At 52.5% G+C, this 21,512-nt stretch carries 27 protein-coding genes and 6 pseudogenes; 30 read left to right on the plus strand and 3 right to left on the minus strand.

Translation table 11 applies throughout. The features are described from left to right. Positions 1-25 precede the first annotated feature (25 nt). From C1N58_RS20445 to C1N58_RS20515, 15 genes and pseudogenes are all read left to right on the plus strand, one after another. Positions 26-244, plus strand: coding sequence for a DUF2732 family protein (locus C1N58_RS20445; protein ID WP_006118223.1), 219 nt, complete (start codon positions 26-28; stop codon positions 242-244). Continuing rightward, a complete protein-coding gene (locus tag C1N58_RS20450) occupies positions 244-471 on the plus strand; it encodes a TraR/DksA C4-type zinc finger protein (RefSeq protein WP_394564449.1) in 228 nt (75 codons plus the stop codon). The genes C1N58_RS20445 and C1N58_RS20450 overlap by 1 nt, the downstream gene beginning before the upstream one ends. After that, a complete protein-coding gene (locus tag C1N58_RS20455) occupies positions 468-2,570 on the plus strand; it encodes a replication endonuclease (RefSeq protein WP_394564450.1) in 2,103 nt (700 codons plus the stop codon). Before C1N58_RS20450 ends, C1N58_RS20455 begins: the two co-directional genes overlap by 4 nt. Positions 2,571-2,770: 200 nt before the next feature. After that, on the plus strand, positions 2,771-2,965 hold the full coding sequence (locus C1N58_RS20460) for a hypothetical protein (RefSeq protein WP_072021722.1): 195 nt from the start codon (positions 2,771-2,773) through the stop codon (positions 2,963-2,965). A gap of 653 nt (positions 2,966-3,618) precedes the next feature. Then, complete coding sequence (locus tag C1N58_RS20465; RefSeq protein WP_033739932.1) at positions 3,619-3,822, plus strand: tail protein X; 204 nt, start codon at positions 3,619-3,621, stop codon at positions 3,820-3,822. 5 nt (positions 3,823-3,827) lie between these two features. Further along, complete coding sequence (locus C1N58_RS20470) at positions 3,828-4,052, plus strand: HP1 family phage holin (RefSeq protein WP_033739930.1); 225 nt, start codon at positions 3,828-3,830, stop codon at positions 4,050-4,052. Continuing rightward, positions 4,036-4,545, plus strand: a complete 510-nt coding sequence (locus C1N58_RS20475) for a lysozyme (protein WP_394564451.1) — start codon at positions 4,036-4,038, stop codon at positions 4,543-4,545. The genes C1N58_RS20470 and C1N58_RS20475 overlap by 17 nt, the downstream gene beginning before the upstream one ends. After that, positions 4,542-4,976: an Rz-like lysis system protein LysB gene (gene lysB, locus C1N58_RS20480; protein WP_033739927.1), complete on the plus strand. Its 435-nt coding sequence runs from the start codon at positions 4,542-4,544 to the stop codon at positions 4,974-4,976. The genes C1N58_RS20475 and lysB overlap by 4 nt, the downstream gene beginning before the upstream one ends. Beyond that, positions 4,858-5,133 carry an Rz1-like lysis system protein LysC gene (gene lysC, locus C1N58_RS20485; protein WP_226374753.1) on the plus strand — a complete coding sequence of 92 codons (276 nt, stop codon included), beginning with the start codon at positions 4,858-4,860 and terminating at the stop codon, positions 5,131-5,133. Before lysB ends, lysC begins: the two co-directional genes overlap by 119 nt. Then, positions 5,063-5,533, plus strand: a complete 471-nt coding sequence (locus tag C1N58_RS20490; RefSeq protein WP_080752832.1) for a phage tail protein — start codon at positions 5,063-5,065, stop codon at positions 5,531-5,533. The genes lysC and C1N58_RS20490 overlap by 71 nt, the downstream gene beginning before the upstream one ends. Positions 5,534-5,624: 91 nt before the next feature. Next, a pseudogene (locus C1N58_RS20495) lies at positions 5,625-6,208 on the plus strand (phage baseplate assembly protein V). Further along, a pseudogene (locus tag C1N58_RS20500) lies at positions 6,205-6,554 on the plus strand (GPW/gp25 family protein). The pseudogenes C1N58_RS20495 and C1N58_RS20500 overlap by 4 nt, the downstream one beginning before the upstream one ends. 3 nt (positions 6,555-6,557) lie before the next feature. Further along, positions 6,558-7,466: a baseplate assembly protein gene (locus C1N58_RS20505; protein ID WP_394564452.1), complete on the plus strand. Its 909-nt coding sequence runs from the start codon at positions 6,558-6,560 to the stop codon at positions 7,464-7,466. Then, positions 7,459-8,065 (plus strand): annotated as a pseudogene (locus C1N58_RS20510) (phage tail protein I). Before C1N58_RS20505 ends, C1N58_RS20510 begins: the two are co-directional and overlap by 8 nt. Continuing rightward, on the plus strand, positions 8,062-9,186 hold the full coding sequence (locus tag C1N58_RS20515) for a phage tail protein (RefSeq protein ID WP_394564453.1): 1,125 nt from the start codon (positions 8,062-8,064) through the stop codon (positions 9,184-9,186). Before C1N58_RS20510 ends, C1N58_RS20515 begins: the two are co-directional and overlap by 4 nt. Before the next feature lie 660 nt (positions 9,187-9,846). Here C1N58_RS20515 and C1N58_RS20520 read toward each other — a convergent pair. Both C1N58_RS20520 and C1N58_RS20525 read right to left on the minus strand, forming a co-directional pair. After that, complete coding sequence (locus C1N58_RS20520; RefSeq protein ID WP_394550966.1) at positions 9,847-10,443, minus strand: tail fiber assembly protein; 597 nt, start codon at positions 10,441-10,443, stop codon at positions 9,847-9,849. A 211-nt stretch (positions 10,444-10,654) separates the two neighbouring features. Continuing rightward, positions 10,655-10,898, minus strand: a pseudogene (locus C1N58_RS20525) (phage tail protein); the annotation flags it as partial. A gap of 70 nt (positions 10,899-10,968) precedes the next feature. On the opposite strand from C1N58_RS20525, the gene C1N58_RS20530 reads away from it, so the two are divergent. The 11 genes from C1N58_RS20530 (at position 10,969) to C1N58_RS20580 (ending at position 18,353) form a co-directional block, all read left to right on the plus strand. Beyond that, on the plus strand, positions 10,969-11,547 hold the full coding sequence (locus C1N58_RS20530) for a recombinase family protein (RefSeq protein WP_394564454.1): 579 nt from the start codon (positions 10,969-10,971) through the stop codon (positions 11,545-11,547). 12 nt (positions 11,548-11,559) lie between these two features. Next, entirely contained in the window at positions 11,560-11,853 is a 294-nt protein-coding gene (locus C1N58_RS20535) for a YciI family protein (protein ID WP_394564455.1), read from the plus strand. 101 nt (positions 11,854-11,954) lie between these two features. Beyond that, a complete protein-coding gene (locus tag C1N58_RS20540) occupies positions 11,955-13,124 on the plus strand; it encodes a phage tail sheath protein (RefSeq protein ID WP_039341968.1) in 1,170 nt (389 codons plus the stop codon). A 12-nt stretch (positions 13,125-13,136) separates the two neighbouring features. Next, the gene (locus C1N58_RS20545; protein WP_033739911.1) at positions 13,137-13,649 is read left to right on the plus strand and encodes a phage major tail tube protein; all 513 of its coding nucleotides are present in this window, start codon (positions 13,137-13,139) and stop codon (positions 13,647-13,649) included. Between the two features lie 54 nt (positions 13,650-13,703). Then, complete coding sequence (locus C1N58_RS20550; RefSeq protein ID WP_375097014.1) at positions 13,704-14,000, plus strand: phage tail assembly protein; 297 nt, start codon at positions 13,704-13,706, stop codon at positions 13,998-14,000. A gap of 32 nt (positions 14,001-14,032) precedes the next feature. Beyond that, positions 14,033-14,155, plus strand: a complete 123-nt coding sequence (locus tag C1N58_RS20555) for a GpE family phage tail protein (RefSeq protein ID WP_013027268.1) — start codon at positions 14,033-14,035, stop codon at positions 14,153-14,155. After that, positions 14,148-16,403 (plus strand): phage tail tape measure protein, encoded by a 2,256-nt coding sequence (locus tag C1N58_RS20560; RefSeq protein ID WP_394564456.1) that lies wholly within the window; start codon positions 14,148-14,150, stop codon positions 16,401-16,403. Before C1N58_RS20555 ends, C1N58_RS20560 begins: the two co-directional genes overlap by 8 nt. Further along, positions 16,400-16,903 carry a phage tail protein gene (locus C1N58_RS20565; RefSeq protein WP_394564457.1) on the plus strand — a complete coding sequence of 168 codons (504 nt, stop codon included), beginning with the start codon at positions 16,400-16,402 and terminating at the stop codon, positions 16,901-16,903. The genes C1N58_RS20560 and C1N58_RS20565 overlap by 4 nt, the downstream gene beginning before the upstream one ends. Before the next feature lies 1 nt (position 16,904). Continuing rightward, positions 16,905-17,546, plus strand: coding sequence for a hypothetical protein (locus C1N58_RS20570; RefSeq protein WP_394564458.1), 642 nt, complete (start codon positions 16,905-16,907; stop codon positions 17,544-17,546). A 335-nt stretch (positions 17,547-17,881) separates the two neighbouring features. Continuing rightward, on the plus strand, positions 17,882-18,058 hold the full coding sequence (locus tag C1N58_RS20575) for a hypothetical protein (protein WP_394564459.1): 177 nt from the start codon (positions 17,882-17,884) through the stop codon (positions 18,056-18,058). Positions 18,059-18,131: 73 nt separating this feature from the next. Next, complete coding sequence (locus C1N58_RS20580; protein WP_033739904.1) at positions 18,132-18,353, plus strand: ogr/Delta-like zinc finger family protein; 222 nt, start codon at positions 18,132-18,134, stop codon at positions 18,351-18,353. A gap of 541 nt (positions 18,354-18,894) precedes the next feature. Here C1N58_RS20580 and C1N58_RS20585 read toward each other — a convergent pair. Next, entirely contained in the window at positions 18,895-19,254 is a 360-nt protein-coding gene (locus C1N58_RS20585) for a hypothetical protein (RefSeq protein ID WP_394564460.1), read from the minus strand. 138 nt (positions 19,255-19,392) lie between these two features. Between C1N58_RS20585 and C1N58_RS20590 the strand changes: the two are divergent. The 4 genes and pseudogenes from C1N58_RS20590 to C1N58_RS20605 all read left to right on the plus strand — a co-directional run bounded on the left by C1N58_RS20590 (position 19,393) and on the right by C1N58_RS20605 (position 21,040). Beyond that, positions 19,393-19,583 (plus strand): annotated as a pseudogene (locus C1N58_RS20590) (toxin-antitoxin system HicB family antitoxin). A gap of 547 nt (positions 19,584-20,130) precedes the next feature. Further along, positions 20,131-20,416, plus strand: a pseudogene (locus tag C1N58_RS20595) (DUF1493 family protein); the annotation flags it as partial. 54 nt (positions 20,417-20,470) lie between these two features. Further along, a complete protein-coding gene (locus C1N58_RS20600) occupies positions 20,471-20,716 on the plus strand; it encodes a hypothetical protein (protein ID WP_394564907.1) in 246 nt (81 codons plus the stop codon). Between the two features lie 204 nt (positions 20,717-20,920). Further along, positions 20,921-21,040 (plus strand): tail fiber assembly protein, encoded by a 120-nt coding sequence (locus tag C1N58_RS20605; RefSeq protein ID WP_394564904.1) that lies wholly within the window; start codon positions 20,921-20,923, stop codon positions 21,038-21,040. Positions 21,041-21,512 lie beyond the last annotated feature (472 nt).

Below are 21,512 nucleotides of genomic sequence, written 5' to 3' on the forward strand. Positions count from 1 at the left end.
GACTTTGCCCAAAATCTGGAGAGAAATGATGAACAGCGAAACCCATTCACTGAATGACGCCACAACCTTTACCCTCAATAAACTGCTTGATAACGAAAGAAAAGCCTGCGCACTGGCGGTCGCCAGACGGCTGAATGTTATGGCGGCGCATATTACGCGTCAGACATTAAACGGCATTGAGGCTGCGGAACTGCTGCGCAACGAAGCTGAACGTTATGAAAACGAATCAGGAGCGCTGCGCTGATGGCCGATACCATTGATGTCGCGCAGCAGCGCAGCGAAGAAATCCTGGCGCACAATATTGCCCAGGTCACGCAACGGCCCGTGGCAATCAGCGCTTCGTTTTGTGAAGAGTGTGATGCACTGATTCCCGAGGCGCGCCGTCGCGCCGTTCAGGGTGTCACCCGCTGCCTGTCCTGTCAGGAAGTCTGCGAGTTACGCACACGTCTTCACCACGGACAGGCGCGATGATGACTTTTGCTTACCCCTGGGATGCCCCCCGGCTGGCGATTGCCAGCCCGTATCCCACTTATGACCAGCAGCAACACCGCGATCGCCTGATTGCGGCGTGGCTGCATGGGCAGAAAACCCTTAACGCCCAGGCCAGGATGGTGCAACTGGACGTCCGGCGTCGCATGGCGTTACTTGAAAAGCAACAGGGCACAGCCCGGGCTAATGCGTACTTAGCAAAAACCTTTGTTGAGCGTACATTACCGCGTGTTGAGTCAGTCAACCAGCGCTACCAGTTGCATGCCATGCGTCCCGGCATCGTGGCGCAACTGTCCCGAACGCTGTTGTGCCCGCAAGGTGCAGCCAGAGCGGCCGGCACATTGTGGGAACTGATGAAGCGGTTTAACCGCCTGCCGGATATGTCCCGTGCTGATGTTGATTTACTCGCGGGCGATATTGCCAGCTTTATTCATGCAGAACTGGTGCAGTTGCATGCCAGCATCAGTGAGAGGACGGATTACCGTTATGTCCATCACCTCTACACAACCGCGGCTATCATCACCCGTGAACTGGGACAAACGCCACCGCTCTGGGAAACGGTCAGTACTCGCTTCTTCTGTCCCGACGAGGTTACCGCCGCCATCCTGCGTATGCAGGCAGAGAAATGGTGGAAAGGACAGTTGCGTCGTCTCAGCGCCTTCTGGCGAGAACATCTGCATATTGCCTTAGCCAACGTCAGCAAAAAGCGGTCACCTTATGCCAGCCCGATGGCGGTCGCGGAATGGAGGGAACAGCGTCGACGCACTCGTGACTTCCTGCAGAGTATGGATCTGGAAGATGAGGAGGGGAACCGCATCAGCCTGATCGAAAAATATGACGGCAGTGTGGCCAATCCAGCCATTCGTCGTGCGGAACTCATGACACGCATTCGTGGCTTTGAAACCCTTTGTCAAAATATGGGCTTCCGGGCGGAGTTTTATACTTTAACCGCCCCGTCTCGCTATCACGCCACCTTGCAAACGGGCCACCGCAATGCGAAATGGAACGGGGCCAGCCCGGCGGACACGCAGCGCTATCTTTGCACGCTCTGGCAGCGAGTCCGTGCCAAACTGCATCGAAATAACATCAGTATTTTTGGTCTGCGCGTTGCTGAGCCTCATCACGATGGTACACCGCACTGGCACATGCTGATGTTTATGCGCCCTGAGGACGTCAGTCGGGTAAGTGAGATCCTGCGTGATTATGCCTGCCAGCAGGACAACGATGAGCTGAACAGCGCCCGCGCACGCAAAGCGCGTTTTCATGCGGAAGCCATTGATCCAGCAAAAGGCAGCGCGACAGGCTATATCGCTAAATACGTAGCAAAAAACATTGATGGCTATGCGCTCGAAGGCGAGCGGGATCATGAAAGCGGAAAGCCGCTGAAGGAAACGGCGATGGCCGTCTCGGCCTGGGCGGCCCGCTGGCGTATCCGCCAGTTTCAGTTTATTGGCGGTGCACCCGTCACGGTTTATCGCGAACTGCGCCGCCTGGCTGATCTGCAAAGCGCTCATGGTGCGGGCGAGGCGTTTGCTGCCGTACATGCTGCGGCTGATGCCGGTCAATGGGCTGCGTACACCGATGCCCAGGGCGGCCCCTTCGTTAAACGTGACGCACTTACCGTGCGTGTCTGGTATCAGCCCGACGAAAATTGTAATGCCTTTGGCGAGGAAACGCAGTCGATTAAAGGCGTTTATGCCACGGCGACAGGGCCCGGTGCGCCCGTGTTGACCCGGCTGAAAACATGGAAAGTTGTGCCTAAACGCGCTGAAGAAGAGGGCGGCCAAAAACCGCAGCCGGCGTTGCGGTCTTGGAGTTCTGTTAATAACTGTACGTCTCAGACATATCTTCTTTCTGATAGCGGGACATTATCTGCGGAGGCGCGGAATAAAGTCGGGTTCGGGAACGGTACAGGTCAGAAGCCTTTTCAGTGCCCACACACAACCCAGTCTGTCGCATTCTCCGGCACGGTTTTTAAGCCGGACAGCCGGACAGCGTTGACGGTGCCGCCGCGTTATCGTGACAGGCAGGCCTGGCCTGATCCGGACGAAAACAGGTGGGTTAAAAGGCCAGATTTTTAAACTATAAACAGTAAAAATCTATTGATTTTTCTTACGCTTCTGCAGGTCAGTGCCGCAGGTTTGTCTTAAGGGAAGGTTAATAAAAGTTGATGCCTATCAACATGATATAATTTTTTACCAACTATCTTAAAACGCTTCCACAGTTAATCAATGCTATGATACTGTATGTATGTACAGTGTTTATTTTGGGGGAGGGAATTGTGGGAAATGAATTACATGAGCGAGTTATGCTTGAGCGCGTTGAGCTTATCGCCAGGCTCACCAGTGAAGGGGCCTGCGGCGAACGAGACAGGGAAATTGCGTTAAATTTGATTGCTGAACTCGCAGCTAACTACACCCTTTCCGATAACCGATTTTCCGTTGTCTTTTCGGCTACGCCTTTAAAAAAACCATGATGCCGGCGTTCTCACTGTAACGTCAGCGAGTTGTCCGTCGCCTGAGCCCACCCAAAGGATGATGTGGGTTCAGGCGCGGGCAGCGGTCCGGGCAAACAGACCTTCACTTCGATCGGTCTTTAGCGTTCCTTTCTGTCATGTCAGGCCACAAAAAACGCCAGGCAGTTGTCACGTTCCTTTCCCGTTTCACTGCTTCATCCGGCCGCAGACGCTCATCGTTAAAACACGCACTTTTCTTTCCCGTTTCGCTGCCTCTTCCGCCTGCGGATCATCACGGCTAAAACACGCACCTTCCTTTCCCGTTTTATTGCCTCTTCCGGTCGTTGAACCTCATCGTTAAAACGCGCGCTTTTCTTCCTTCCTGCCGTTTTTTTAGCCGGATTCATCCCATTTTTACTGCCTTTGCCCGCTCACTGTTGAGCGGGCGCTCCCGCGTTGAGCAATGCGCTGCTGAAGCAGACACTACTCCTGTCGCGCGCTGGCAACGCAGGCCGCGCTGAGCACATGCCCCCTGTTTACCGCATGGCCTGAGCTTTATGAAACCTGCTTTTGCGACAGGAGATATGGCCTGGCGATGCGGTGCCGGTAATGCAGGCTACCGACAACATTTCGCCCAGCCAACCATGGTTTTTATGCTCATAAGGGGCCAATCAATGCTGATTTATGCACGACAGGAAGAAACGGTTGATGAGATTTGCTGGCGTTATTACGGACGCACGCAGCAGGCGGTTGAACAGGTTTATGCCGCCAATCCTGGCCTGGCAGAAAAAGGCCCAACCTTACCGCACGGATGCAAAGTGGTCTTACCAGATCTGCCCCAAGCGGCTACTGGTGAGACGCTCAATCTGTGGGATTAGTGCCAATGGAAAAAATCAGTTCTCTGATTAATTACCTCATCGGGATTGTCCTGATGTGGTTTGGACGTCACACACCACAGGATATCGCTTTTATGGTGGGCTCTGGCGTTGCTGTGTTAACGATGTGCATCAATGTCGCAACCTTTTTTATCAACTGGTATTACCGCCGCAAAACCTACGAGCTGCAGCAGCGCAACGTTAAGGGGCTGAATTTTGAGCCAGATCGCTAAGCGATGTGCCGTCGTCGCCGTGCTGGCCATGGCCGCACTGTTACCGCAAATCAAGATGCTAAAAACCTCCGAAGCCGGACTCAGGCTGATTGCTGATGCCGAAGGGTGCCGCACGTCACCTTATCAGTGCAGCGCCGGCGTCTGGACTAATGGCATTGGCCATACGCAGGGCGTTACGCCTGCCAGCGTGGTGAACGAGCGCCAGGCGGCAGTCAACCTGGTTTATGACGTCATGCGCGTTGAGCGCGGCATTGATCAGTGCATGACACGTGACATGCCCTCCGAGGTCTACGACGCGGTGGTGTCCTTTGGCTTTAACGTCGGCGTACATGCCGCCTGTAACTCCACGCTGGCGGGCTTCATTAACCGTGGCCGCTGGCGCGATGCCTGCCTGCAGCTCAGACGCTGGGTCTATGTCAAAGGGACGTATAACGCCGGGCTGGATAACCGTCGCCAGCGTGAAATGGCCTGGTGCCTGAAGGGGGCTGGATGATGCGACTGATGGTGTTTGCGATCGTGACGTTACTTGCAGCACTGGGGGCCGGCGGCTGGCGTCTCAGCGTCATCGAGGCGCGGCTGGACAAGGCACAGCACAAGGCCGCGGCGCTGGCCGCCGACCTGAGCAACCGGGAGAAGGCCATCGATCAACTCAACCGGGACAGTCAGGCCAGCCGAAAACGTGAGGCCGAACTGCGGCTACAGCAAAACCAGGCCAGCGCTCAGGCGCTGAACCGCGAAACGACAATCAGAAGAGAAACCGATGCGAATCCCGCTTTACGTGCCTGGAGTGCGACTGCTTTGCCTGCTGACGTTATCCGGCTGCACAGCCGTCCCGCCTTCAGCAATGCCCGAGATTATCTGGACTGGCTGTCCACGCGTGACCAGTTGCCCCATCCCGGAGAACCACCTGCAAACGCAGGGTGATTTGGCGGCAGATAACCGCCAGTTAGAGGCTGCGCTCGCATCGTGCGGGTTGCAGGTAGAGATGATTAAAGCGTGCCAGGAGCAGCATGATGTTGAAAGCAACCCAACTCCGTCAGGTGCTGATAAACAGCGTTCCGCTGCTACAGCAAAATCCTGACAACCTGACCATCGATATTCAGTCCGGCAGTCTGGTCTCCACCCTCGCCAGCTCGCTGTCGTTTGAATACCACTTTCAGCTGGCTGTCGTCATTACTCAGTATGCCGACGATATTGATCTGATCATGGTGCCCGTGCTGGCCTGGCTGCGGGAAAACCAGCCCGACATCATGGTGTCGGAGGAAAAACGCCGCACCGGCTTTACCTTCACGCTCGATGCCACGGGCGAGGGAAAGCACACCGTGACGGTCACGCTCCAGCTGACCGAACGTGTCTGGGTTGAGCAGCAGGAGGGCGGATTACACATCACGCATCTGCCGGAACCTGCGCTGCCAGAAAACGATGCGCGGCCCTGGCAGTTGTATATCAAAGGCAAGCTGGTCAGCGAATGGAAGGCATAGCCACTGCCGCTGTTGCTGAGGCGCTGTTTAGTCATTTCTGAGTAAACGGCATTCGATTGCTGCTTTTCTCCTGCAACGTGAAACTACTGCCATGAACGAGCAAATATTAGAAATCAAGCGCTTGCTGCGCAATATGGTCCGCATCGGTACTGTCTCCGACGTCAATCTGGAGGCGGGCACCTGCCGTGTAAAGACCGGTGATAACACCACTGACTGGCTGCACTGGCTGACAGCCCGGGCGGGACGCACCCGTACCTGGAATGCCCCTTCGGTTGGCGAGCAGGTGTTGATCATGAGCCTGGGCGGCGAGCTGAACAGCGGCTTTGTTTTGCCCGGTGTGTTTTCGGATGCCAGTCCGGCGCCATCGGCCTCTGCGGATGCGCTGCACTGCTCCTTTCCCGATGGGCGGTAATTGAATATGAGCCCCAGACCGGCGCGCTGAAAGCGGAGGGGATCCAGACTGCCACTCTCAAGGCGACCGTTAAAATCCTGCTGGATACGCCCGAGGTGGAGTGCACAACGTTGCTCAAAACCGCCACGCTGGAAGTCACCCAGGGCGGCACGATGAAGGGCGACGTATCGCACAGCGGCGGCAGTTTCGCCTCCAATGGCAAAGTGCTGCATACGCATCAACATCCGGGCGACAGCGGTGGGACAACAGGAGCGCCATTATGACAACAGCACGCTATAGCGGTATGAGCCGCGAAACGGGGACGACGCTGGAAGAGCTGGATCACATCCGACAATCCGTGCGCGACATTTTGACCACGCCACTCGGGCGCGGGTAATGCGCCGTGATTATGGCTCGCTACTGTCGGCGCTGATTGACCAGCCGCAAAACGATACGCTGCGTCTGCAAATCATGTCGGCCTGTTATATGGCGCTGCTGCAGTGGGAGCCGCGCATCAGCCTGACCGGCATCAATTTTGAGTCTGCGTTTGACGGCGGGATGGTGGTGGAAATCACCGGCAACCGTGCGGATACCGCGCAGGATTTTTCGTTAACCGTCCCTGTGAGTTGAATCATGCCTACTATCGACCTGAGCCAGTTGCCTGCGCCAAATGTGGTGGAAACGCTGGACTATGAAACGCTGCTTGCGGAACGCAAGGCGACATTGATTTCGCTCTATCCTGCCGACCAGCAGGCGTCGGTTGCCCGCGTACTGGCGCTGGAGTCGGATCCGCTGGTGAAGCTCCTGCAGGAGAACGCGTACCGGGAAGTTATCCTGCGCCAGCGCGTTAACGAGGCGGCAAAGGCGGTGATGGTTGCCTGGGCCAACGGCGGCGATCTGGATCAACTGGGCGCGAATAACGGCGTGACGCGGCTGGTACTGACCCCTGCAGATCCCACCGCCACGCCGCCTGTTGAAGCCGTAATGGAGCGCGACGAAGATTTTCGTGCCCGCATTGCTGCCGCCTTCGAGGGGCTGAGTGTGGCAGGGCCATCGGGTGCCTATGAGTTTCACGCGCGCAGTGCCGACGGACGCGTCGCCGATGCTTCCGCCATCAGTCCGTCTCCTGCCAGCGTCACCATCACTATTCTGTCACGTGAGGGCAACGGCGTGGCGGATAACGATCTGCTGGCAATCGTGGATGCCGCCCTGAACGATGAAGATGTAAGGCCGGTCGCCGACCGCGTCACGGTTCAGTCGGCTCAGATTGTGGATTATCGCGTCGAGGCAACGCTGTACCTCTATCCCGGACCGGAAGCCGAACCTATTCGTGCCGCCTCAGAAGCAAAACTGCAGGCATTCGTGAACACCCAGGCACGTCTGGGCCGCGATATCCGTAAGTCTGCGCTTTACGCTGCCCTGCACGTCGAAGGCGTACAGCGCGTCGAACTGGCGCAGCCGACTGCGGATGTGGTGCTGGATAAAACCCAGGCGGCGTTCTGCACCGGTTATCAGATCACGGTAGGAGGTTCTGATGAGTAAACGCCTGCTGCCAACGGGCTCATCGACGCTGGAGGTAGTGGCGGCGGAAGCCTGCGCAACGCTGGAAACCATCCCTGCGCCGATGCGCATGTTGTGGAATGCCCAGACCTGCCCGGTTGAGCTGCTGCCTTATCTGGCCTGGGCCTGGTCAGTGGACCGTTGGGATTCAGGCTGGAGCGAAAGCACCAAGCGCAGCGTGGTTGCCGCATCGGAATACATCCATAAGCACAAGGAACGATTGGATCGCTGCGCCGTGTGGTCGAGCCGCTTGGCTATCTGATCCGCTTTAAGGAATGGTGGGACACCAACGAAGCGCCGGGCACGTTCCGCCTGGACGTGGGCGTGCTGGAAACCGGTATCACCGAGGCCATGTACAACGAGCTGGAGCGATTAATTGCCGATGCCAAACCGGTCAGTCGTCACCTGACGGGTTATCCATCAATCTGGACAGCACCGGCACCGTTCCTGTTGCGGCCGCCAGTTACAGTGGCGATGAGCTTACCGTTTATCCCTATACACCTGAAGTTATCACCGCAGGCGGTTCCGGTTACACCGGCGCAGCGGTCCATCTTATTGACCTGACGGAAGTGAGAGCATGACAACGAAATATTTTGCCATACTGACCAATCAGGGCGCGGCTAAGCTGGCCAATGCCGCGGCCTTGGGTACCCAACTGCAAATCACCCAAATGGCGGTGGGGGATGGCGGCGGCACTTTGCCCACGCCCGATCCTGCACAGACCAAACTGATCGGCGAAAAGCGACGCGCCGCGCTGAATTCACTGAAGGTGGATGCCGCGAACACCAGCCAGATTATTGCTGAGCAGATTATCCCTGAAGGCGAAGGTGGCTTCTGGATCCGCGAAATTGGCCTGTATGACGCCGATGGCGTTATGGTTGCGGTGGCAAACTGCGCTGAAACTTACAAGCCACAACTTCAGGAAGGCAGCGGCCGTACCCAGACCGTGCGCATGATTCTGATCGTGAACAGCACTAGTGCCGTCACATTAAAGATTGATCCTTCGGTGGTGCTGGCCACGCGCCAGTATGTGGATGACAAAGTCATCGAAGTGAAAGCCTATACCGACGATGTGATGAAAAAGCATGTCGATGCGGCAAACCCTCATAGCCAGTATTTGCAAACGGCTAAAGCACTGGCAGAGATTAAAGATGCAGGGCTGGTGGCGGAGGTTCTCAAAAACCTCGGTTTGGGCGAAGGCTCTGCTTTGCCGGTTGGTGTACCGGTTCCCTGGCCATCTGAAGTACCGCCATCAGGCTGGTTGACCTGTAATGGTGATACTTTTAGCGCAGCTGATTACCCGCTTCTGGCGAAAGCGTATCCATCACTTAAATTACCAGATTTACGTGGGGAATTTATTCGTGGCTGGGATGGTGGTCGTGGTATCGATAATGGAAGAGGGATCTTAACATCGCAGCAGTCTACGACCCTCAGAACAGCGATGCTCGATTACTATAATCAGGACGCAACGGGCGCTAATGGTGTAGTCGGGCTAGGATTCAAAAATGAAGATTCCTTATTTGATATGCAGCAATCTGACTTTAAAATGCCAGATGGAACTAACCCCAATAATTATGAAGGCGCGATTTCAGACAATGGTATGAATTCAACCATTATTACCACTATAAAATCTGGAATATCGAAAGGTATATCTATCAGACCACGTAACGTAGCATTCAATTATATAGTGAGAGCTAAGTAATAAGTTATATAAATCCTTTTCCAGAGTTCTTTTTAAGAGATGGCGAAAGCTGAGTGAGTGGCTAAAAAAAGTATAACCCCTGTATGTTAAATGTCGACAAGCATTGAGGATGCGTTATTGGACAATACTAAAGACATTATATTACACTGAAAGATTGAAACTTTCCTTTGTGATATTAGCGGTAATGAAAAATCAAAACTATTACCTTGTATAGCATATGATAATCCAGTAAAAGCCGTCGATGTATCGACGGCTCCTGCAACATTTCACTTTATCCTTCCCGGCTCGAAATTGACATCGAAAGAATTACAGAGGCAAGGATATTTATGCCTCTGCAATTTGCAGGTAGTTTAGTTTTAGTTGAACATCTTTCCGTAGAATAAAGCGGCTGACTTTTTAGTGTAAAATAATTCTGACCACGTTCACTCTAGAAAGATAAATTATTCATTTTTTTAAGATGACGGTGACTTGATACTGAAATTAATCTACCCGAAGAATATTTTAATGGAAAATAATTATTATATTCTAATGTGTTAAATGGCCTAAAGGACAAGTTGGTTTCTGTTTTTACCCTGTCCAAAAAGTGAAAAATTCTCCTAACTCAGGCTGAGTTAACAGATAGCGACCCTCGCTATCTGTCATTCTTGAGAAAAACTTTAATTATTCCGGTTTTTGCGGCCAGTTAACTTCAGGTGCCGTCGATACATCGACGGCTTTCACTGCAGACTTGTATGCCATCCAGTCTGATAGTTTTGCTTTGTCATTATCGCTAATGTCACCAAGCAAAAGTTCAATCTTCCAATCGGAGATTGTCTTATCGATATTGTTTAAAATATCTTCTCGATGTTTTTCCGCGATTTCTTTATCTGCTTCATGTTTAAGCGATAAATCCTCGACCCAGTTTTCACCATCCCATTTACAGTACTCTGAAGCTGGAACTTTTGAAGTTGTATTGGTTGGGTTATCACCCAGTTCAGTTATAATAAATGATTTTCCTGTTTCAGTGTTGTAGACAGTTTCACCACGATGATCGCTAATATACTCCCATGCAGAAAGGTCTTTAGTTCTGCAAACCTTCATGCCTTCTTTTTTTTCTAAGGGAGCATCGACACATGAATTAGCAGGAAGTCCTACTCCTTTAGCAAGAGTTTCAGTGATAGTTGAAAGATATTCACGTGAAATACCGTCATAATTATAAACACTAACTTCCCCAGAGTTAATAGCTATGAGATTTTTATCCAACTGAGCTCTTAACATTATGCAGCCCTCAAAATATAGTTAAATGCAATGTTGCGTGGTCGTGTCTCTGCTCCACCAGTGTTTTCCATGAATATATATGTATGACAACGATTACCAGCTTGTCCCATTATTTCCATTGACTCGCTATTTTGATCAGTAAATGCAATAAAATTCGGGGTTGGGGTTCCGTATTCGTTAACAAATCTGTGGTTATGCGAACGAATTTCATCTCCTTGTGCAGAGAAGATAGTTCTTCCATTATCGACATTTCTTCCATCATCCCAGCCACGAATAAACTCTCCACGTAGATCGGGCAATTTAAGCGACGGGTACACTTTTGCCAGAAGCGGATATGTGGTGGCACTAAAAGCAGCACCATTACACTTCAACCACCCGGTTGGCGGATTTTCCGACGGCCAGGGAACCGGTACACCAACCGGCAAAGCAGAGCCTTCGCCCAAACCGAGGTTTCCGCGAAACAAACGCCTGGTCCCTGTAACCTGCGCAATGGCAAACTCCTCACTTTTTACCAGAGGAAAAACGATGCTGATTGGCTATGTCAGGGTGTCAACAAATGACCAAAATACCGATTTACAACGGAATGCCTTGCAGAGTGCAAATTGTGAACAGATTTTTGAGGATAAAATCAGCGGTAAGACCAGCGAGCGGCCTGGTTTAAAGCGGGCGCTGCGGATGTTAAAAGAAGGCGATACGCTCGTAGTGTGGAAGCTGGATCGGCTTGGCCGCAATATGCGCCACTTGGTCATGCTCACTGAGGAGCTGCGTGAACGCGGAGTCAATTTCCGTAGCCTGACAGACAGCATCGACACCAGCACGCCGATGGGGCGTTTTTTCTTTCACGTGATGGGTGCGCTGGCGGAGATGGAACGCGAATTAATCGTTGAACGCACACGAGCAGGGCTCACCGCTGCGCGTGAAAAAGGGCGCATCGGCGGCCGACGGCGCATTATGACGCCGGACGTCGTGGAGCGCGCAAACAGGATGCTGATGAACGGTGCCACGCGTTACCAGGTGGCGCTGGTGCTGGATATCTCTGTCAAAACGCTGTATCGCTATCTTCCTGCCAACGCCGCTAAATCCACCGATCACAATAGTAACTAACAGGAGTAAGCGATGTTATTTACCGTGCGCTTTTACGATCGTGCCGACCGCGCCAATATTCGCAAAACCCATATGGAAGCCCACCTGCAGTGGCTTGAGTGCGCGAAATCGAGCGTACTGATTGCGGGCTCCCCCAGAGAGCATGCCACGGCCCATCCGGATGGCGCGTTATGGATTGTGGACGCCGCCTCTAAAGAAGCCGTGGAAGCCCTGCTGAAACAGGATCCATTCTGGCTGGAGGGATTGCGTCAAAACGTTGAGATTCGGCTCTGGAGCAGGGCTTTTGACCGTCCCGTCACCTTATAAATACACGCCGCTGTTTAGCCACGCGCCAGCAAACCGCAATCGCATGCATCCTTTCTGCTGACCTGACACTCTGAGCACACCCTCAACACGGAGTGCTACAGATGTCTGATTTTCATCACGGTGTCCGCGTCGTCGAAATTAATGACGGCACACGCACCATCTCGACTGTTTCAACCGCCATTGTTGGCATGATCTGCACCGCAGAAGATGCTGATGCAACGGCGTTCCCTCTTAACACACCTGTTCTGCTGACCAACGTGCAGGCGGCCATCGGCAAAGCCGGTACCCAGGGCACCCTGGCGGCCGCGCTGCAGGCGATTGCTGACCAGGCGAAGCCGGTAACTGTCGTGGTTCGCGTAGCAGAAGGCGCGAGTCAGGCGGAAACCACCTCTAACCTGATTGGCTCGACAGACGCGAACGGTAAATACACCGGCATGAAGGCGCTGCTCAGCGCGCAAACTCAGCTGGGTGTTAAGCCACGTATTCTGGGCGTGCCAGGGCTGGATTCGCTGGAAGTGGCGACCGCGCTGGCCAGCATTGCACAGCAGCTGCGTGGCTTTGCTTACGTGTCCGCCTGGAACAGCAAAACCATCTCTGATGCCATGAAGTACCGCGAAAACTTCAGCCAGCGTGAGCTGATGGTCATCTGGCCAGACTTTATTGCCTGGAATACCGCGACCAGCAAATCTGAAATGGCTTATGCCACCGCACGTGCGCTGGGCCTGCGCGCCAAAATTGACAACGATACGGGCTGGCATAAAACCCTGTCCAACGTGGGCGTCAATGGCGTAACCGGCATCTCTGCAGACGTTTTCTGGGATCTGCAACAGACTGGCACCGATGCCGATCTGCTGAATGAGAAGTGCGTCACCACGCTGATCCGTAAAGACGGCTTCCGTTTCTGGGGCAACCGTACCTGTAGCGACGATCCGCTTTTCGCGTTTGAGAACTACACCCGTTCAGCGCAGGTGCTGGCCGATACCATGGCGGAAGCGCACATGTGGGCCAACGATAAACCGCTGACGCCAGTACTGGTACGCGAAATCATCGCCGGCATCAATGCGAAGTTCCGTGAACTGGTCAGCGCTGGTTATCTGCTGGGTGCGAACTGCTGGTACGACGAAAGCGCGAACGATAAAGAGAGCCTGAAGGCGGGCAAACTGTTTATCGATTACGACTACACGCCGGTGCCCCCGCTGGAAGATCTGACGCTGCGTCAGCGCATCACTGATACCTATCTGGCGAACTTCGCCGCATCCGTAAACAGCTAAGGAGCCGGATAAATGGCACTGCCACGTAAACTCAAGGGGTTAAACCTCTTCAATGATTCAAACAGCTATCAGGGCATTGTAACCGCCGTTACGTTGCCGAAGCTGTCACGCAAGCTGGATACCTATCGCGCAGGCGGCATGAACGGCGCCGCGTTTATCGATAACGGCCTGGACGATGCGGCGCTCGATATGGAGTGGACGCTGGGCGGTATGGATGAGCTGGTACTCAGCCAGTGGGGCGCAACGGCCAACGTTCCGTTACGTTTTACCGGTTCTTATCAGCGCGATGACACCGGCGAAGAGATTGCCGTTGAAATCGAAGTGCGCGGTAAGCACCAGGCGTTTGACTTCGGTGAAGCCAAGCAGGGTGAAAACGCCGAAACCAAAGTCACCAGCAAAAATACCTATTTCAAACTGACCTGGAATGGCAAAGAGCTGATTGAAATCGACACCGTCAACATGGTGGAGAAGGTCAACGGCGTCGATCGTCTGGAACAGCGCCGTAAAAATCTCGGCCTGGTGTAATAACAAAGGCCAGCGCGTTCTGCGCTGGTCCCTCTTGATTGAGATGGAGAAAAAATGGAACAGCTGGATAAGCCGGAACAGAAAGACAACCTGGTGGTGCTGGAAAGCCCGATTTCACGCGGTGATGTAGTGATCGCCCAGATCGAGCTGGTCAAACCGAACGCCGGCGCACTGCGCGGTGTACGACTGGCCGAGCTGGCCTCGTCCGATGTGGATGCGCTGTTGATGGTGCTGCCCCGTATCACGATGCCTTCGCTGACCAAAGCGGAATGCAATGCGCTGGACCCGGTTGACCTGATTGCCCTGGGCGGCAAGGTGATTGGTTTTTTGTCAGCGAAATCGGCCACGTAAGCTGGCCCCGCGATATGACGGTCAATGATCTGATGGCCGATATTGCCAGCGTTTTTCACTGGCCCCCCTCAGAAATGTATCCCATGTCGCTGGAAGAGTTACTCGACTGGCGGCATAGAGTGATGATCCGCAGTGGAGTAACCTCAGATGAGTAACACGCTCAAGCTGCAAGTGCTGCTGGAAGCGGTTGATCGGGCGACGCGCCCGTTCAGTGCCGTGCGTAAAGAAACAGAAAAACTGTCTGCGGATATCCAGGAAACGCAGGACCACCTGGATGCGCTCAACGCTAAATCCGCGCAGATTGAAGGGTTCCGTGCGACGCGCAAAGAACTGACGCTGACCCAACAAAATCTCAAAAATACCCGGGCAGAAGCGGCAGCACTCGCCATTCAACTTAAAAACACCCAAAACCCCACCGCGGAACAAACGCAGGCGCTGGATAAGCTGCGTCAGTCGGCTAACGCGCTGCAGCAAAAAAATATTCAGCTGCGTCAGTCGGTACAGGAGCAACGCCAGGCGCTGAATGACGCCGGGATTTCCACGCGCCGGTTGAGCAGTGAGCGCCGGAAGCTGAATCAACAAGCCGAGCAGACGACATCCACCCTCAATGCGCAGGGTCAGTCCATGGATCGGCTGAATCAACGTCAGGACAAGCTCAACCGCATACGCGATCGCTACCGTGCCGGCATGGCGCTGGCAGATAACGTGCAAAGTGCCAGTTCGAAGGCCAAAGACTTTGTTGAAAAGGGCCGAAAAGTCATTGATTACCTGTCACCTGCAAATGAGGTTGTGCAAGCCCGCGCGGCGATTACGCAATCGGGTGGCTCATCGGGAGAGGCAAAAGCTGCAGCACCGGCAGTGGCTAACCTTGCAAACGCGACGCAACGTAGCATGCAAGAAAGCGCGTCTTTGGTGCTCAATATTAAAAACGCGTTCGGCATTGCAGATGACCAGGTTGGTCAGTTAGGCGACGTGCTCTCATCGACCTTTGCCAATAAAACCACCGATTTTACCGCGCTTAAGACGGCGATGGTCGCTGTAGGGCCAGCCGCGAAGGACGCCGGTGTAAGCGTCGGTCAGACCGCGGCCATGATGGGCGTGCTGGCGGAAAACGGCATGACGGGCAGCCAGGCCGGTGCTGGCGTCAGCGCCATGTTGACACATGTTCAGGCACCGGACGCCAGCGCAGACAGCGCACTGAAAGCGTTGAATGTGCAAACCGCTGACGAACAGGGCAACAACCAGCCCATTTTCGCGGTGCTCGGTCAGGTACAGGCGGCGTTTGAGAAAAATAAACTCGACGCAGCCCAACAAGCCGCTTATCTGCAGGCCATTTTTGGTGAACAGGGCGCGGCCCCTGCCGCAGTGCTGATGAAGGGCGCAGCCAGTGGCCGACTGGATCAGCTGTCTCAGGCGCCCGCTGCCCAGCCGCCAGCCGCAGACGCGTCGGTTGATACCAGCCTGCAGGCTATCACTCAGGATGGCTTGTCCGTACAGTCCGTCCTGACCGGCGTCATGAATATCAATCCTCAGCTCTCGGACAGCCTGCTGACGCTGGCGGCCGGTGGGCTGACGTTGGTGGATTCCCTGGCCAGCGTGGGGAACATTGCCTGGCCCGTCATTAGCGGGCTGAGTACTATCATGGCGGGTGTGGAGCTGCTGGGCAGCGCGTTTGCCATCATCGGTGGCGCGATTACGGCCACGCTGGGGGCGATTACGCTACCGGTGGTCTTGCTTGGCGCGGCTATCGCGGCGGGTGCCATGTTGGTTTACCAGTACTGGGAACCGATTAGCACTTTTATCAGCGGCGTTGCTGAAGGTTTCAGCGCGGCGATGGGGCCGATAAGCGACGCGTTCGCGCCGCTGAAGCCGGTATTTGACTGGTTCAGTAACAAAGTGTCTGAGCTGGGCGCATGGTTCTCGAAGCTGCTGGAACCCGTGAAGTTTTCTCAGCAGGAGCTGGCTTCAGCAGGGGAGATGGGGCAGCGCTTCGGCAACATGCTGGCGACAGCGCTGAAATTGCCTGGTGAAGCCCTTAACCAACTGCGGGGCGGCATTGACTGGGTGCTGGGCAAACTTGGCATCATCGATGAGAAATCTGACAAGGTGAAAGACAAGCTGCCACCGCCCAAAATGCGCGAGCAGGACGACGAGGATGAGGATAACGCGGATGCCCGTCCGGCCGCATCGCGCGCCAGCCTTAACAGCACGCTCAGTCAGCCTTTGCCTTCGGTTAACAATTCAAACGTGGATAACCGTCAGCACACCGTAACCAACAACATCTATGCGACAGGCGACCCCAGGCGATCGGACAGGCCGTTGCACAGTATTCCACGGCATCGCCGTGGTCCACGGCTGATAGCAGCTATAACTCCATGTTTAGCCGGGATTAATTCACCATGATGATGATATTAGGCATGATGCCGTTTGTACGGCAAACCCTTCCCTTCGACAATCTGAAGCATGACGTGGGCTATCGCTGGGCGAAAAACAGTCGCGTGGGGCGACGTGAGTCGACCCAGTTTTTGGGTGCCGGTGACGATAAAATCACCCTGTCTGGCGAGCTCCGGCCTGAAATCACCGGCGGCAATGTCACGCTGCTGGCACTGAAGGCGATGGCCGATGAAGGCCTGGCGTGGCCGCTGATTGGCGGCAATGGCATTATTTACGGCATGTTTGTCGTCACAGATTTCTCGGCCACGCATACCGAATTCTACAGCGACGGCAGCGCGCGCAAGATAGGTTTTACCCTCAACCTGTTGCGGGTAGACGCTTCATTGACCAGCATGTTCGGCGACTTAAAAAGGCAGGCGGAAGAACTGCAAAACCGGGCCAGTGACGCAGCGCAACGGGTGGGTTCTGTCATCAACAGCGTTACCTCTGCGCTGAGCGGAGGGCGCTGAGATGAGCGATATCGCCCCGATTCCGGTGCCTCTGCGCGTTGCGCCGACGCCGGACTTCAATATCAAAATTGAGACGAAGGATAAAACGGAAGATATTCGCCCACGGCTGATTTCTCTGAAGTTAACGGATAACCGTGGCTTGCAGGCCGATCAACTGGAGCTGACGCTGGACGACAGCGACGGCCAGTTGGTCATGCCGCCTTTTGGCGCAAAAATCGCCCTGGAGATTGGCTGGAAAGGACAGCCGCTTGCAAATAAAGGCATCTACCTCATTGATGAGGTCACCTACCAGGGCGCGCCGGACACGATAACGGTGGTCGCCCGAAGCGCCGATTTTAGTGGCACTCTCGATGTTAAAATCACTGATTCATATCCAGACATGACGGTTGGCGAGGCCGTGGAGAAAATCGCGAAACGTAACAACCTCAAGTGGAAAGTTTCGCAGGAGATAGCTAAGAAAAAGATTAAGCATCTCGATCAAACGCAGGAAACGGACGCACATTTATTACTCGTCTGGCTATGCTGGTTGGCGCGGTGGCGACAATTAAAAAAGAAATGCTGCAGTTCTTTGCCCCGGGCAGGGCGTGACCGTGAGCGGAAAGCCGATTTCACTCCTGAATCTGAACCGACAGGATGGCGATAAGTATGAGTACAAATTGTTTAAGCGCGACGATTACAGTGGCGTAGAAGCAAAATGGTACGATCAGAAAAAGGCGCAGCAGAAAGGGGTAACCGTCAACACGATACCGCCAGCAACACCGGCGGTGAACCCTGTCCATCCGCGGCCAAAAATATCCCCACAATCGGGCAACAAGACCGGGAAAAACCTATGTTTTTGGCAGCAATAAGAAGCTGTATGTACTGAATACGCACTTCAGTAGCCAGGAGGAAGCAGAGGAGGCGGCTAAGGCAAAGTGGCAGGAACTGCAACGCAACCGGGCTACGCTGAAGATCCTACTGGCGCTGGGTGCTGCGGAGTTGATTCCTGAAACGCCGGTCAAAGCTCAAGGTTTTAAATCGGTCATCGATAATCAAAAATGGCTGATTACCAATATCGTGCATACCCTCGATAAAAGTGGCTTTACCACCCAGTTGAACCTGGAGCTGATGACTGAAAACGTGGACTACATCTTAGTAGAAAATCAAGCTGGTTAGGTTAAGTCTAATTATTGTTGCTTTTTGTTTAGTCTTTGGCTAATGTGATTGTATGCCAGAGAGGAGAACAACTATGATGCATTGCCCAAAATGTCAGACCGCCGCCCATACGAAAAGCAGCCGTTACGTTTCGAAAGAGACGAAAGAACGTTATCACCAGTGCCAGAACATTAACTGCAGTTGTACCTTTAAAACCCTGGAGAGCGTATCCGGGATTATCGTCGAACCGGCGCAGATTAATACCGTGCCGGTGATGGCGAAAGGCAGCAATAACCCGTCACCGCAGCTGCTGTAAGCCCAACCCGCGAAAGCGGGTTTTTTTATGGCTGCGGCCTGGATGGGATCGCTGGGAGATCAGGCTGAAGGCCAGCGAGCCGTTGACGTTCAAGGGCGCGACAGCGGCCTCTGGAGTTCTGTTAATAACTGTACGTGGTGAGGGCGGGGCCCTTGGGGACACTGGCAATTACTGTACGGAATAAAAAGATTTCACTGATATGAGTCAGGCAAAACAGGCTTCCGGTGAAGAGAGAAAAAGCGTGGCGATTTTCGGCAGAAGAAAACGCAGGGGTGATAAAGTATTTTGGTACTAAGAGTAAGTCCGCGCTGGGATTTGAATTCGGTATGCGAATTCCCTTCTTCCAAAGGGAAGAAGGGAAAGGGTCGGAATTAATGAACGCTATCTGTAAATTTGCTATCGATCATCACCAGCCCCGACGCTGTTTGCACAAAACGCGGCGCGGTTAAGTCATCAGTCATGATGTTAATCATCTGGAATAACAAGCCGGTGATGTGTTTCTGCAAGTCTGTAGAAGCCGGCTGATTCAGCAACACTAACGTCAATGCGCTGCAATATTGCGCATCTCTTCCGAATCTATCGAACAACCGCTGCGACAGGCTTTGTCATTACCTTTCTCCAGCGTGAGGCGTTTAATCAGGTGTTCTGGCAGTGGCTGGTCTAACAGAACTTTCAATACTTCCAGTGCAGCCAGCAAACGGCCGCACAGTGCCATACGAGCGGCGATATCGTGACATTCAATCAGGGCATCCACATAACGCACGCACGTATCCATCACCTGAAACAGATCGTGCGTGGTGCCAAGCGGCGTTTTCAAAAGGGTTGATACTGCCGGTTCGATAACTGGTTGAATGTCCACGATTTCATAATGAGTGGTTGTGTTACTATTGGTATTAGCCATAGCGTTGTTTCCTTTAGAGTGAACGTTGTGGTCAGACGCTCCGGTATGTGTTGCATCACTGCCGGGGCGTTGCTCTCATAAAAGGCCTCATGTTAGTGTGGTCTTTTAAAGGATTAAAATGAGGGAATAGGTCAGTACATGTCAATTATAATGCGTGAAAAAAAACCAAAAGGTGGAGGCAAGTCCCCACAATTTCAAATGCGCATTGATCCGCCTTGAAAAAACAGCTCGATGCGGTTGCAGCTGAAGAAGGAATTAGTCTGGCAAGCTGGCTGAAGAATCTGGCGAGAGAGGCGTTAAAGGCAAGGGGAATTGATCCGGAGGGGTAAATTTGTACGTGAAATATTGAGTTAATTATATGTGTGGTAAATGAAAAAAAGCTAAATTTTGCTATTGTGAAGTTTTTAATGTGGCCATTACAAGTTTGATAAAATAGCTGAGGCTTTGATGGAGTTGTGAGTAAATGAAGCTTTTTATTGTATGGTTACTGCAATCTTTTTTCTATCTTGTACCGATTATAGTCAGTGTTGTTGGTGCTTATTTTATTGTGCGATTCGTTCCATTTTACCCAATGGGGTTTGTGGTTGCCTGGGTCGGTATCGTTGCTTATCTTTATGTAAGATACAGTAAGTGGGTTTAACCTCAACCGTATAATCTTTTTCATGGCGATTTTCAAAACACCATGAAGTTTCAATATTTATCTGTAATATGATGTTCAGTGAATCGGGACTTACCATATTGACTTGCTCAAAGTAAATAATCAGGATGTAAGGTCCTTATAATGAATGAGCAATCTAAGTTGTACGCTTACAAGATTAGCTATGAGATAACATTCAAATAAAATAAGATTGCCAGAAAGAAGAGCAGACTACGATAATGGACGAGACAGAAAAATCAGTACTCGATCTTGTTGAGACTTACAATGGTCGAAGCATATTTACCTTTAAGCGTATCCGCTCAAACATAATACCGATCTTAATGAAGATTTTCGAATGAACCCGTTAGATGCCTATGATTTACTAGAGGGATTCACAGAGAAATTTTCGATTAATTTAGATGAAATCAATTTCACTCGCTATTTTCCTGAAGATAATGGCAAAGCAGAAAAGGCGTTGACATTCAATTACTGATTGACTCGGCCCGAGCAGGTCACTGGACGGATGAAGAAAAATCAAAAACAGAAAATACCTTACCCTCAAACTCAGACAGGAAAATAATGAAAAAGGGAAAAAATAAGACGATTTATATTTTAGCAGTCATTATATGTTTTCTGATTCTTCCGGAAATAATGGTTCGTACACTAACCCCAGAACAACTCGTCAGACTCAGCGATTTCACAAGCCTGGGCGGGATTTTTAAGCCATCTCCTTTCGTTAATGTTTTTTCTCGGTATAACATCGATTTTGCTGGCATTGTCGCTATCTGTCTGGCAAAAAAATCTACCGATATTTTGTCAGGTTAAAAAAATAGCATACCTGCTGTACGCTCTGTATGCGTTACCAACGCACTGAGAGCAAAATTTTGCAAAGCTGAAAACGTTGAGCGAAAGCAATCCAGGAAAGCGTATAGGATCTGCGGACCTGTTTTACAGTGGCTGGTCCGCGCAAACTCATGGGGAAATGTGAGTAGGTCAAAGTGTGCCATTCTTAGCGTAATGTGAGGTGTAATACGTTATTCCGCCTTACAGGATGCGGACGAGTTGGGCATCGCCATGGAGAGCGAGAAAGCGCTACTGGAGCAATGGAGAACCTACCGCGGTGGAGACCTTAACGGCACCGGATATTAGTTGGCGGGAAAGCCTAAACAGAAACATCCCCGTTACAGCGGGACTATCAGGAAAATTTAGAGGCGGGAAGGCTTAATTTTTCCATTCAATCATCTCATCAGCCGTTTTAAATATCTGGAAGTAGCTCTCATTGATGCCGAAATCACCTTTCACCTGAGCGCTGTCAGCATGCGCTTCAGACGAAGGTCATATTCAATAATTACAACCTCTTCGCCGGTTACTTTCCTGATTATCATATTCAGTTGATGGCACTGGCTTTGAAACACGAAAGCTTTATCTCTCTTTGAGCAATTAAGCGTTATGGTGCGCTGCAAATTGCTCACGTAGTTCCAGTAGCTCACCTACCGTAAATTCAGTTTGAAACTGTGCTTTCAGGCCAGGAACAGAAAATTCAACAAAAGATTTTATCCAGTCCCAGCGATGATGTTCAGGGTCAATGTCGTTATCGACCACTCTTTCAAAAGGAAACCGT

Source organism: Pantoea sp. SGAir0180 (genome assembly GCF_043546245.1).

Coding starts and splice junctions, on each gene's coding strand:
- C1N58_RS20445 (WP_006118223.1), top strand. CDS start 26: ATGATGAACAGCGAAACCCATTCACTGAATGACGCCACAACCTTTACC.
- C1N58_RS20450 (WP_394564449.1), top strand. CDS start 244: ATGGCCGATACCATTGATGTCGCGCAGCAGCGCAGCGAAGAAATCCTG.
- C1N58_RS20455 (WP_394564450.1), top strand. CDS start 468: ATGATGACTTTTGCTTACCCCTGGGATGCCCCCCGGCTGGCGATTGCC.
- C1N58_RS20465 (WP_033739932.1), top strand. CDS start 3,619: ATGCTGATTTATGCACGACAGGAAGAAACGGTTGATGAGATTTGCTGG.
- C1N58_RS20470 (WP_033739930.1), top strand. CDS start 3,828: ATGGAAAAAATCAGTTCTCTGATTAATTACCTCATCGGGATTGTCCTG.
- lysB (WP_033739927.1), top strand. CDS start 4,542: ATGATGCGACTGATGGTGTTTGCGATCGTGACGTTACTTGCAGCACTG.
- C1N58_RS20490 (WP_080752832.1), top strand. CDS start 5,063: ATGATGTTGAAAGCAACCCAACTCCGTCAGGTGCTGATAAACAGCGTT.
- C1N58_RS20505 (WP_394564452.1), top strand. CDS start 6,558: ATGCCTACTATCGACCTGAGCCAGTTGCCTGCGCCAAATGTGGTGGAA.
- C1N58_RS20515 (WP_394564453.1), top strand. CDS start 8,062: ATGACAACGAAATATTTTGCCATACTGACCAATCAGGGCGCGGCTAAG.
- C1N58_RS20520 (WP_394550966.1), bottom strand. CDS start 10,443: ATGTTAAGAGCTCAGTTGGATAAAAATCTCATAGCTATTAACTCTGGG.
- C1N58_RS20530 (WP_394564454.1), top strand. CDS start 10,969: ATGCTGATTGGCTATGTCAGGGTGTCAACAAATGACCAAAATACCGAT.
- C1N58_RS20535 (WP_394564455.1), top strand. CDS start 11,560: ATGTTATTTACCGTGCGCTTTTACGATCGTGCCGACCGCGCCAATATT.
- C1N58_RS20540 (WP_039341968.1), top strand. CDS start 11,955: ATGTCTGATTTTCATCACGGTGTCCGCGTCGTCGAAATTAATGACGGC.
- C1N58_RS20545 (WP_033739911.1), top strand. CDS start 13,137: ATGGCACTGCCACGTAAACTCAAGGGGTTAAACCTCTTCAATGATTCA.
- C1N58_RS20550 (WP_375097014.1), top strand. CDS start 13,704: ATGGAACAGCTGGATAAGCCGGAACAGAAAGACAACCTGGTGGTGCTG.
- C1N58_RS20555 (WP_013027268.1), top strand. CDS start 14,033: ATGGCCGATATTGCCAGCGTTTTTCACTGGCCCCCCTCAGAAATGTAT.
- C1N58_RS20560 (WP_394564456.1), top strand. CDS start 14,148: ATGAGTAACACGCTCAAGCTGCAAGTGCTGCTGGAAGCGGTTGATCGG.
- C1N58_RS20565 (WP_394564457.1), top strand. CDS start 16,400: ATGATGATGATATTAGGCATGATGCCGTTTGTACGGCAAACCCTTCCC.
- C1N58_RS20570 (WP_394564458.1), top strand. CDS start 16,905: ATGAGCGATATCGCCCCGATTCCGGTGCCTCTGCGCGTTGCGCCGACG.
- C1N58_RS20580 (WP_033739904.1), top strand. CDS start 18,132: ATGATGCATTGCCCAAAATGTCAGACCGCCGCCCATACGAAAAGCAGC.
- C1N58_RS20585 (WP_394564460.1), bottom strand. CDS start 19,254: ATGGCTAATACCAATAGTAACACAACCACTCATTATGAAATCGTGGAC.
- C1N58_RS20600 (WP_394564907.1), top strand. CDS start 20,471: ATGAAAAAGGGAAAAAATAAGACGATTTATATTTTAGCAGTCATTATA.